We start from the raw sequence: 9,695 nt of genomic DNA, 5'->3' as shown, positions 1-9,695 counted from the left end.
GCCCTCCCGGGGCCGCGCCTTGGTTGTCAGCGGCATCGCCCTCGTCATCGCCCTCAGCATCGGTGGTCTCGGAGTCGCCGCGCTGGGCAACGACTCGACCGATACCAAAGTCGGCATCGGTCCGGCGATGGCCACCACTCCGACCAGCAGCGCGCCGCCTGCGGCAGTGCCGACCACCGCTTCCGTGACGACGGCACCCACGCTCCCCCGATACGCCACACTGACCAAGAGGGACATCGCGCTCAAGGTGAAGATCCTGCGCAAGCAGTGCTTCGGCAGCGCCGGCTGCAATGTGACCTATCGAATCGACGTGGCCTACCGCGGCACCGCCGACCTGGATCCGAGCAGGACCTACGAGGTGACTTACCAGGTCAAAGGCGCCGAAGACCCGATCATCAACACCTTTGAGGTGACCGGTGACTCCGCCTCAGTGCAACAGGAGGAGATGGCCAGCACCAAGCGCTCCGGCGACACCCTGACCGCCGTCGTCACCGATGTCGCCGAGTTCTGAGGGGAGGTCGTCGTGCGTCCCGACGAGTTTCACCGCGCCCTGCACCTGCTCCCCGATCCGCTACACGCCCGCGCCCTGCCGCTGCGGGAATACGTTCGCCGCAACGCCTGCCCCGACTGTCAGGCTATCGCCGACACGGCGGTCCTCGTACTCACCGCAGTCCAATACGACGAGCTCGACTCAGCTGAGCAGCTCCTTCGGAACGCCGAACGGCTCGCTGCCACGCACGGCACACCCTGCCCGCCGCAACCAGACCCGCAGCGGGGCCGCGGCCGGATCGGCCGCTGGACTACGGCAGCCACGCCGGTCGTCGCCGCGACCGACGCCAGCTGGAAGGACCGCGCCGGCGGCATCGCGTACGTGGCCAGTGACGGCCACTACGGTCTGCGCGGCCGGGGCACCGGCTGGCAGGACCCAACCGGGGCCTCCCAGGTACTGGTCAACGAGCTGCGGGCGGTCGACTTCCTGCTCTCGGCATACGCGGAACCGCCTGCGGGGATGACGGTGCTGGTGGACAACGCCATCGCCCTACGCTGGTTGCATCGCTGGCAGGCCGGTGAGGTGTCCGCGATGCCAGCCGGTTACGACCTGCGGCAGCGCCGGTCGGCCGAGCAGCCGACGCTGGTCCGGCTCGCCGAGGCAGTCAGCCGTCGGCCCGACCTGTCTTTCCAGCACGTCAAGGGGCACAGCGGGCACGCCCTTAACGAGGCCGCCGACGGCTTGTCCCAGATGGCCCGCCGTCGTGTCGGCGAGAGCTTCGACGTACGCCCGAGGGCACACGCCCTGGCCGACGCTTTTCTGTCGGACTGGCACGCCAGCCTCGCCCGCTGACCGAACCCCCCAGCAGCCAAGTCGGATCAGCGTAGATGCCTGGACCCGGATTCTCCTCCAAAGAGAAGGTGATGAATGACCGGTTCGCCCACCGCACCATCATGGTTGCCCGACCCGCAGATCGCGGTTGCGCAGCTCGCCAGCGGAATCCTCGAGTACGCCCAGCAGACCGCGTCGGGTGACACGTTCCGGCTGCCGTACCCGGCGAACCTGCAGCTCGCGTTGGATCGGCTGACCCTGCTCGCCTGGCATCAGGACGCGACCGCGCCGGCCAGCGTGATGGAGCTCCTCCAGCTTGCACAGGAGCCGTTCGGTGACTGGAGGATCGACCTGGCCGGTGCGGACGTCGACCCGGACGAGTCGCTGCTGATCTACGGTCGCCCGACGGCGGCGTGCGAGGAGTTAGGCAGCCTCCGCGGTGATGTCGAAGGTGAGATCCGTGAGAACGCGCTGCTGCGGGCGGTGATGGACAAGGCGCGGGCCGCCGACGCACCGCAGTCCTACGTCGCGTTCCGTGAGCTCCTGATCCGACAGCCGGCGATCGCGGCGATCGAGCTCGACGCGTGGCTGGCGCATCCTGACCTGGCGCTGCTGGCCAACGAGGTACGGCAGGCGTACATGGAAGCGCCGCCCGAGACAATGGCGGACGGAGTAATCCGGACCTGTGGCGGTTGCGGCGGTCTCCGGCTGCCGCTGGATGACGACCGGACCTGGTTCTGCGAGGACGAGACCTGCCCGGCGCCCGGCACGGTCGGGGCGGAACACCCGGCCAGCGAGGGCGTGTGGTGGTTGCGACGTGAGCTGCGCACCTTCATCACCGCACCGGGTCGTGCGGAGCTGCGCATCGCCGACACGATCGGAAAGCTCGGCGTGCCGGTCGCGGTGTGGCCGGACTTCGACGCGTGCGACATCTCAGTCTTCGAGGAACGGCCTTGGGTCGCCGATGTCAAGGCCTGGCGCAATCCGGTACGGCTGGCCCGGCGGCTACGGGAGCGGCTGTTCGCCGTGCCGTCGGAGGTGGAAAGGGCCTACGTCGTCATCGGCCGGGAGCAGGTCAAGGCGCATCCGCGGTACGTGGCACGACTGCGAAAGGCGTGCCCCGAGGTGCGGCCCGGCCAGCGGATCGTGGCGGTATCCGAGGCGGAGTTCATCACTGCCGTGAAGCGGCGGGTGGAGGCCCAGGCATGAGACAGATCAACACCATCCGTAACCGTTTCACCCGCTCCCTCCGCGGCCACTACAACCCGACCGGCGATCAGCCTTCACCCGCACGGCTCATGGACATCGAACTGTGCCTGTATCTCCTGGAAGCGGTCGCCACCGGTCAAGCCGCCAGCGGAGTACCCGCGCTGCTCGACGGCTACCGGGCGCTGTGGGACGCGGTGCCGCACCCGCCAGCCGACGCGGCGGTCCGGCTCGCCAACGCACGAGCCCTGCTGTGGCCCAGCCAACGCCCATACGGGTGGGACGAGTTGCTGCGGGCCTACCTGTCCGCCGCTGAGACGGTGCGGGGCTACCGCTTGGACCCGCTCGGCCGACCGGTGCGCCGGCAGTGCAGTGTGGCGGTTGACAGGTGGGAGTGGTACGAGCAGCTACTCACCGAGCCCCTACCCTTCGCCACCACCGGCGTGCGGTTCGCCGCACCCGGCCGATACCGCATGAGTTCCACGGCGCGTGGGCAGGGCGTGGCGGTATCGGACGACCTTCCGCCCGCGCCGGCTCCGGCCCTGCATGACCTGGCCGTCCGGACGCGGGCACCGATCGAGGTCACCTGGCATGAGTTGGTGGAGACCGCCCGGGCTATGGACGCCGCTGACCTGCAGGCCGGACGCTCCCCTCATCGATGGGAGGAGCGCCTGCAGGATGTCACGCTGCAGATCCGGTTGGCCGACGATACCTTCGGCGACGCGACGACCCTTCGCATCGACCGGATTCTGCACATGGTCGGCATGGTCAGTGTCGGCAAGAGCACCCTCGTGACGATTCTGACGACCTGGGCAGCGCAACACGGCCTCCGGGTGACGATCGTGGTCGGCGACAACTCGGCAGCACTACGTACGGCACACGAGCTGTCCTACTACGACGGCGTAGTGGCGGCACCGGTCATGGGGCAGAACCGAACCCGGCATGCGGAACGGTTGCACCGGCTCCAGCCACCGGCGCCTGGCCGGCTCCTACCCCCCGAGCCGTACGGATTCGACCTGGTCAGCACCGCGTGCCCGCTCGATGCCGTCCGAGGCGCACCCAAACCGCTCGAGGTACGCGAGGCGCCCTGTCAGCATTTGATCGAGACCGACCCAGACGCCCCGGTTGATGGCTGGCGTGAAGGAGTCCGGCGCACCTGCCCGCTGTGGTATCGATGCCAACGGCACGAGGCCGCGCGCCTGCTGGTCACGGCGAACGTGTGGATCGCGACGCCGTGGAGCCTTGTGCACACTACTGTGCCCGGACCGTTGAGCTACGAGCAGATGCGGTACCTGGAAGCGGCGTGGCGGCGCAGCGACCTGATCCTGTTCGACGAGGCCGACCAAGTGCAGGCAAACCTCGATGAGATGTTCGCGAGCGCCCAGGTGCTGCTCGGCCCGAGCCAAGAAGCCTGGATCGACGAGATCGGGGCACGGGTGGCGGAGAAGTTGCGCTCCACGGGTCGCGCGCCGGTCAGCTCCCGACAGATCCGCCGGTTCATCACGGCGCTGAACCAGGCCCGCTCCGCAGCCGACATCATCTACCAGTTGCTGCAGCGGGACCGGATTCGCGCCGGCAAGCCGGTGCTGAACTGGCTCGACCCCGACTACTTCACGGCTTGGACTCTGTTCAACAGCCTTGCCAAGGACTGGGCCGGGTACACCGCCGCGAAGGGCCGCAAACCGGATCCTGGCTGGGACAGCGACGAGCTCTACACGTTGCTGCGCGAGCAGTTCAACGCGTTCATCGACGACCCGACGGGAGCATCCGGTGAGTTAGCCGGAGGCTTGGCCACCCTGGCCGAGGCGCAACTATCCGACACCGAGGAGGAGAGACGAGAGAACGCCGTCCGGCAGTGGCTTACCGACCTCAGCGATCGAGAGCTGGTCGAGGGTAGGAAGATCACACCCGCGGAGCTCGACCGCAACGTATGGCGGCTGGAGTTGGCGGTCGCCGTGGCCGTGATGGCGCACCGGCTCAACCTGATGCTCGCCATCTGGCCGGAAGTCGCAGCAGAGCTCGACATGTTCGACACGCTTCCGGCGGAGGTACGCCGACCGCCCAGCGACCTCGCCGTCGCGGTACCCGAGTCCCCGATGGGAAACGTGCTGGGCTTCCAGTACGTCGAGGACGATCCCGACCGCCGCAACGGCCAGCTGGGCGAATTCCGCTTCTTCCGCTACACCGGCGTAGGGCGTGCCCTGCTGGTCGGCCTGCCAGACCTGTTTCCCGCCGATGGACGGGGCCCGAACGTACTGCTGTTGTCCGGAACAAGCTGGGCCGGCACCTCGCCTCGCTACCACATCGACGTGCTGGTCGAGGCGATCCTGCGTCCCTCCCCGCAGAAACTCGCCGCCATCTCCGAGACCACGTTCACCCTGGACATCCAGCACCAGGGCGAACGGAGTACCCCGATCTGGGTGTCCGGCCGGTACGGGGCAGAACGCGCAAGCGCCCTGCGACAGATGGTCGCGGCCCTGACCCAGCCAGGTGCGGGGCCCGGTCAGCCCAACCGCCTGGAACGGGAACGCGCCACCCTGCCGCCGGGCCGACAGAAGATCATGCTGCTGGTCGGCAGCTACGCCGAGGCCCGCACCGTCACCAACGAGCTGCTCCGACGCAAGTCCTCCTGGCAGGGGCAGGTGCAATGCCTCGTCGGCGACGACGAACTGGAGAGCGGCTGGGACGATGGCCATCTGCTGCGCCGCAGCGACGTCGCGGACTTCGGCACCGACGACGCGTGGCTGCTGGTCGCCCCCATTCTGGCCGTCGAGCGGGGGCACAACATCCTCAACAACGAAGGCGTGGCCGCCGTCGGTGCCGCGTTCTTCCTGGTACGCCCGCACCCACGGCCGAAGGACCTCAGCTACGTCACCCAGCGGATTAACCAGTATGCCCTCGAACAACTACGCCCCTATCCGCTCGACGACGACTCTCTGGCACACGATCGACTCGCAAGCGCCGGCAACCGGCGACGCCGAGCCGCGCAGCGTCAGTGGCGGCGGTTGCTGCACGCCCTGGTCGCCTACAGCCAACTTGGCACGGACGAACGTAGACGCGTGGCCTGGACCCAACTCGTCACCATCTGGCAGGTCGTGGGCCGGCTTTTACGTGGCGGCCAAGCCGCAAGGGTCTACTTCTGCGATGCCGCCTTCGCACCGGTCACTGCCCGCAGGAGCGACACCGACACCGACCTCGACGATGCCAGCACCAGCCTGCTGCACGGCATGCGCGAGGTACTCGCCCCGTACTTCGAACCCACCGGCGTCCACACCGATCGGCATCTGGTCCAGGCGCTCTACCAGCCCCTGTACCGCGCACTCACCAACATGGGAGACCGCTGAATGGCACCCCGCTACGACAACCTCGCTGTCACCGTCCTGCGTCTCGATCCCGCAACCCCTATCGAACGCACCTACCACCTCATGCGGTTTCCGGGCCGCTGGAAGGAGCCGCTGCGTCGCCTCGCCCAGGCCCAGCGGGGCGGCGAGGTCGCCAGCATCCCGATCGCCTCGCTCAACGACGCGATCACCGCCCTCGTTCCCGACTGCGTCGTCACGCTTCCGTACGCCGGACGTGGCGACGACGACCAAGACTGGCTGCTCGCATACCGCGAGGTCAACCCGGCAGCGATCTTCAACCTGGTCGCGGCGTGGGCGCGCGCGCAGAAGGGCACGCCGGAGCAGATCGCCCTGGCCCTGTCGCAGCTGCACGCGAGGGACCTCAGCTGGTCGCCGGTTCACCTCAACCTGACCGCGCCCGACGAACGGCAGCGAGCCATGCGCCTGCTCCCAATGGAGATCGCGGCAACGTTGTCCCGCCCGGACACGACCTGCCCGCATAACGAGTTGCGGTTCCTGCGCTGCCCAAGCGCCGAAGGTTCAGAAGTCATGTCCTGGCCTCCGGAGCGGATCGAGGACCAAACCCCCTTCTCGGTCAAGATCGGCATTACCGCGCAGACCCTGCCCACCAGCGACGAGCTACTCGTCTATCTGTCATACGGCGTACGGCGCTGGATGCCTGTACGGGGCAAGCTCGCTCTCGACCATGGCCACTCGGTGTATCTGGCCCCGACCGTGCCGTACCTGGCCGGCCTAGAGAACTCTCGTCACTTCGGCACGGCGCGGATCAAGCGAGTCAAGGTGACGGAGAAGAACGGCTCGAACGGTTATGAGCCACGCTGGGACGACGCCGTAGCGAGCGTATTGAAGGAAGTCGGCTGTCTCGACCGGCTGCCCGACCCGCAGCAGCTTGTCGACAAGCCACTGGACTACCTGCAGCGTCACGGCGACGCAGCTGCGCTGGTGTACAGCACCAGAATGCTCTCAGCTGAGAAGGTCAGCGCCGGGCTATCGGTTGCCGACCGCCAGCCGCTGATGGACTGGGTCGTCGGCGAGCTCAGCCCGTGCCTCCGCCCGGCCGCGCCGCTGCCACGCGAGAGGTGCACCGTGTACAAAGGGCTTGGTGGCATCAGCCAGAGCCCGGTTTCGGCCGCCTATCTCAGTGAGATCGTCGGGCCACGCCTGGACATCGAGCTGCTCACCGATGACCAGGCCACGCAGTACGCCCTCGACCGACTCACCACCCGTCTCGGTGTCCCGATGCCCCGTGCTGAACAGCTTGGCGAGACGGAGACGCTCATCGACCTGGGCGGGGTGACCGTCGGGGTCCGTCGGCTAGCGGCACCGACGATCCGCGCCGACCTTGACCGGGTGGGACGACGCCCTCAGGCTGCGGTGGAGGCCCGGATCGTGCACATCGCCGACGCGCTCGGTCGGGCGGCCAACCCGACAGTCGCCCTGGTCGAGATCGCCGGCCCCGACGCCTACGAGGGCCGGCGGCGCGGCGACGACCCCAAGTTCGCGATCCGGCACGGCCTGTTGCGGACGGGACGACTCAGCCAGTTCGTCACCCCGGTCGCCGAGCACAAGCGCCCCCCACGCAAGGAGTCGTCCGACCCGAACCGCGAACGGTTCGCCGCAGCCGTCGATGAACTCTTCCGGCAGCTCGGCGTACGCCCCGAGCCGCTTCCTGAACCCGCGCGGAACACGCTTCTCCGGCAGCCTGCCCTCCTGGCCATCTGGATGATTCGTCAGAACAAGGGGCGCGTCTGGGGGCTCGGGCGACAGGTACCCGTCGCCGTACTCATCGATCCCACCGGTCAGCATGTACAGGTTCGTGCGCCCAAGGTGCCCTGGCAGCCTCTACACACCGGGCTACTGGAAATCGGTAGACGGTATGTCAACGTGGACCTCAAATGCGGTCCCGACGACGTGGTCCGGTTTGCCAAGGACGTCATCGACGAGGCCACCGGCGCATTCCCCGACACGCTGCTGCTCACCCATGCGCAGAACCTGCGCGGCGTCTGGACCACCCTCACCAACGGCCGCATCCAGCTCGACAACCTCGGCTTCGGTGCCGGCGACCCTCAGCCGGTCAGCAAGCTACCGGGCCTACGTCATGTGCGCGTTCGCACCGTTGAAGGCGGCGAGACACCGGAGTGCTACGGCATCACCGATGACGAGACAGGCCAGCCCAAGGGTCTGTGGCGCTTCCTGGTCCATCGGGTGTACGGCAGCACCACGGGCAAGCCCAGCACACACTCCGGCGCATTGAAGGGCGTCTCGAAGCTGATCCCCGGCGAGCACAACGGCAAGCTCACGGCCCCGAAACCGAAGGCCCAAGTATGGAACCCGCAGTTCATCGAGCTACTTGTGGCGGGGATCCAGGACGGCGACCAGCCCGAGCACTGGGCGGCGCTGGCTCACGACCTACGGGACGCCGCACCGTACGTGCGGAACACCACTATCCTGCCGTGGCCACTTCACCTCGCGGAACAGATCGAGCAGTACCTTCTGCCGACAAAGATCACTGATCTCGATGCGCAGGAGGTTATCGGGGACGAGTAGGCGGCGTGGCCTCCCTGGCCCTCTGGGTGGGGAGGCCACGCCGGAGCATGTGCCGCTCGAACTGTCCTACTATGCCGACCGCGCTCCGCCACCCCGCTGTCGCGGTACCACAGCCGCTGTTGCTTCTGCGGCGGCGTGTGAGAGTTCGGGGAGGACGTCGCCGTAGAACTTGGCGGTGAAGTGTGGGCTGGAGTGGCGGAGTCGGTTGGAAATGACTTTCATCTGGACGCCGGCGGCGAGGCCCATGGTGGCGGCGCCGTGGCGGAGGTCGTGAAGCCGGATGGGTGGTAGCCCGGCTTGGGTGGCGAGGTGGTGGAAGTGGTCGGTGACATCGGCAGGGTGCAGCCGCCCGCCGGTCGGGTTAGTAAACACCAAGCCTGTCCCGGTCCAGGCTGCTCCGGCTGCGAGGCGTTCGCGGTGGTGCCGGGCGCGATGGGCACGCAGTACCGCGACAGTTTCGACATCGAGGGCGACGGCAGCTTCACTATCGGTGGTCTTGGGGGTGTCGATGGCGGTGGCCCAGCCGTGTTGGACGAGTTGCCAGCGAACGGTGAGGGTTTTGGCGTCGAGGTCGAGGTCGTCCCAGTGCAGGCCGCAGGCTTCGCCTCGGCGGAGGCCGGTGAAGGTGATGAGGTGGTAGAGGGCGTAGAGCCGGTCGTTCGCGGCTTGGGTGTGGTCGAGGAATCGTCCGGTGTGTTCGGGGGTCCAGATCATGACCGGACTCGGGGTCTTGCCCGTGTCACGCCAGGTCTTGACGCGTTGGTCGGTCCACACGGTGGGCTTTGGTGCTCGGGCGGCGGGTAGCTCGACCAGGAGGGCGGGGTTGATGTCGAGGTAGCGGTGGCGGCGTATCGCGTCGTTGAGGGCTTTGCGGAGGGTGGCGTGGATGAGGTGCATCGTCCTCGGTCCGACGATGCGTTGGTTCTTGACCTGGTCGCGTTTGGCCTGGTTGCGGCTGGCGCGCAGGGTGGTGATGGTGGTGTTGCGTTCGGCGATGGCCTCGTACATGGCGTCGATGTGACCGGGGCGGAGCCGGTCGATGCGTAGGTGCCCGAGGTTCGGGATGAGGTGTAGGCGGATGTGGCTTTCGTAGGAGCGGACGGTGCCTTTCTTGATGCTCTGGCGGCCGGCGAGCCAGTCGGTGAGATATACGGCCATGGTGGGGAGTTCGGTGGGGGCGATGTCCAGGTGCAGGGTCCGCCGTACCTGGTTGGGGGTGGGGACGGGTGCGCCGGTCTTGACGGCGGTTTCGATGAGGT

The 9,695-nt window shown here is 67.7% G+C and carries 6 protein-coding genes; 5 read left to right on the top strand and 1 reads right to left on the bottom strand.

Features of this window, described 5'->3' with window-relative positions:
* The 5 genes from E1258_RS33595 to E1258_RS26200 form a co-directional block, all read left to right on the top strand.
* A partial coding sequence (locus E1258_RS33595; protein WP_165949905.1) for a hypothetical protein occupies positions 1 to 511 on the top strand: 511 nt, incomplete at its 5' end.
* 12 nt (positions 512 to 523) lie between these two features.
* Positions 524 to 1,342 carry a ribonuclease HI gene (locus E1258_RS26215; RefSeq protein ID WP_132405814.1) on the top strand — a complete coding sequence of 273 codons (819 nt, stop codon included), beginning with the start codon at positions 524 to 526 and terminating at the stop codon, positions 1,340 to 1,342.
* Between the two features lie 75 nt (positions 1,343 to 1,417).
* Positions 1,418 to 2,530 carry an HU-CCDC81 and SPOR domain-containing protein gene (locus tag E1258_RS26210; protein WP_132405812.1) on the top strand — a complete coding sequence of 371 codons (1,113 nt, stop codon included), beginning with the start codon at positions 1,418 to 1,420 and terminating at the stop codon, positions 2,528 to 2,530.
* Positions 2,527 to 5,871: a transposase gene (locus E1258_RS26205; protein WP_132405810.1), complete on the top strand. Its 3,345-nt coding sequence runs from the start codon at positions 2,527 to 2,529 to the stop codon at positions 5,869 to 5,871. The genes E1258_RS26210 and E1258_RS26205 overlap by 4 nt, the downstream gene beginning before the upstream one ends.
* A complete protein-coding gene (locus tag E1258_RS26200; RefSeq protein ID WP_132405808.1) occupies positions 5,872 to 8,436 on the top strand; it encodes a pPIWI_RE module domain-containing protein in 2,565 nt (854 codons plus the stop codon). It abuts the gene before it with no gap.
* A 69-nt stretch (positions 8,437 to 8,505) separates the two neighbouring features.
* On the opposite strand, the gene E1258_RS26195 is transcribed toward E1258_RS26200, so the two are convergent.
* Positions 8,506 to 9,695: site-specific integrase (locus E1258_RS26195; RefSeq protein ID WP_132405806.1), on the bottom strand; the 1,190-nt coding region annotated here is incomplete at its 5' end.

The organism is Micromonospora sp. KC207 (assembly GCF_004348615.1).
GTDB lineage: Bacteria > Actinomycetota > Actinomycetes > Mycobacteriales > Micromonosporaceae > Micromonospora.
The sequence above is the reverse complement of the archived record's forward strand: the minus strand, read 5'-3'. Positions and strand labels throughout refer to the sequence as shown.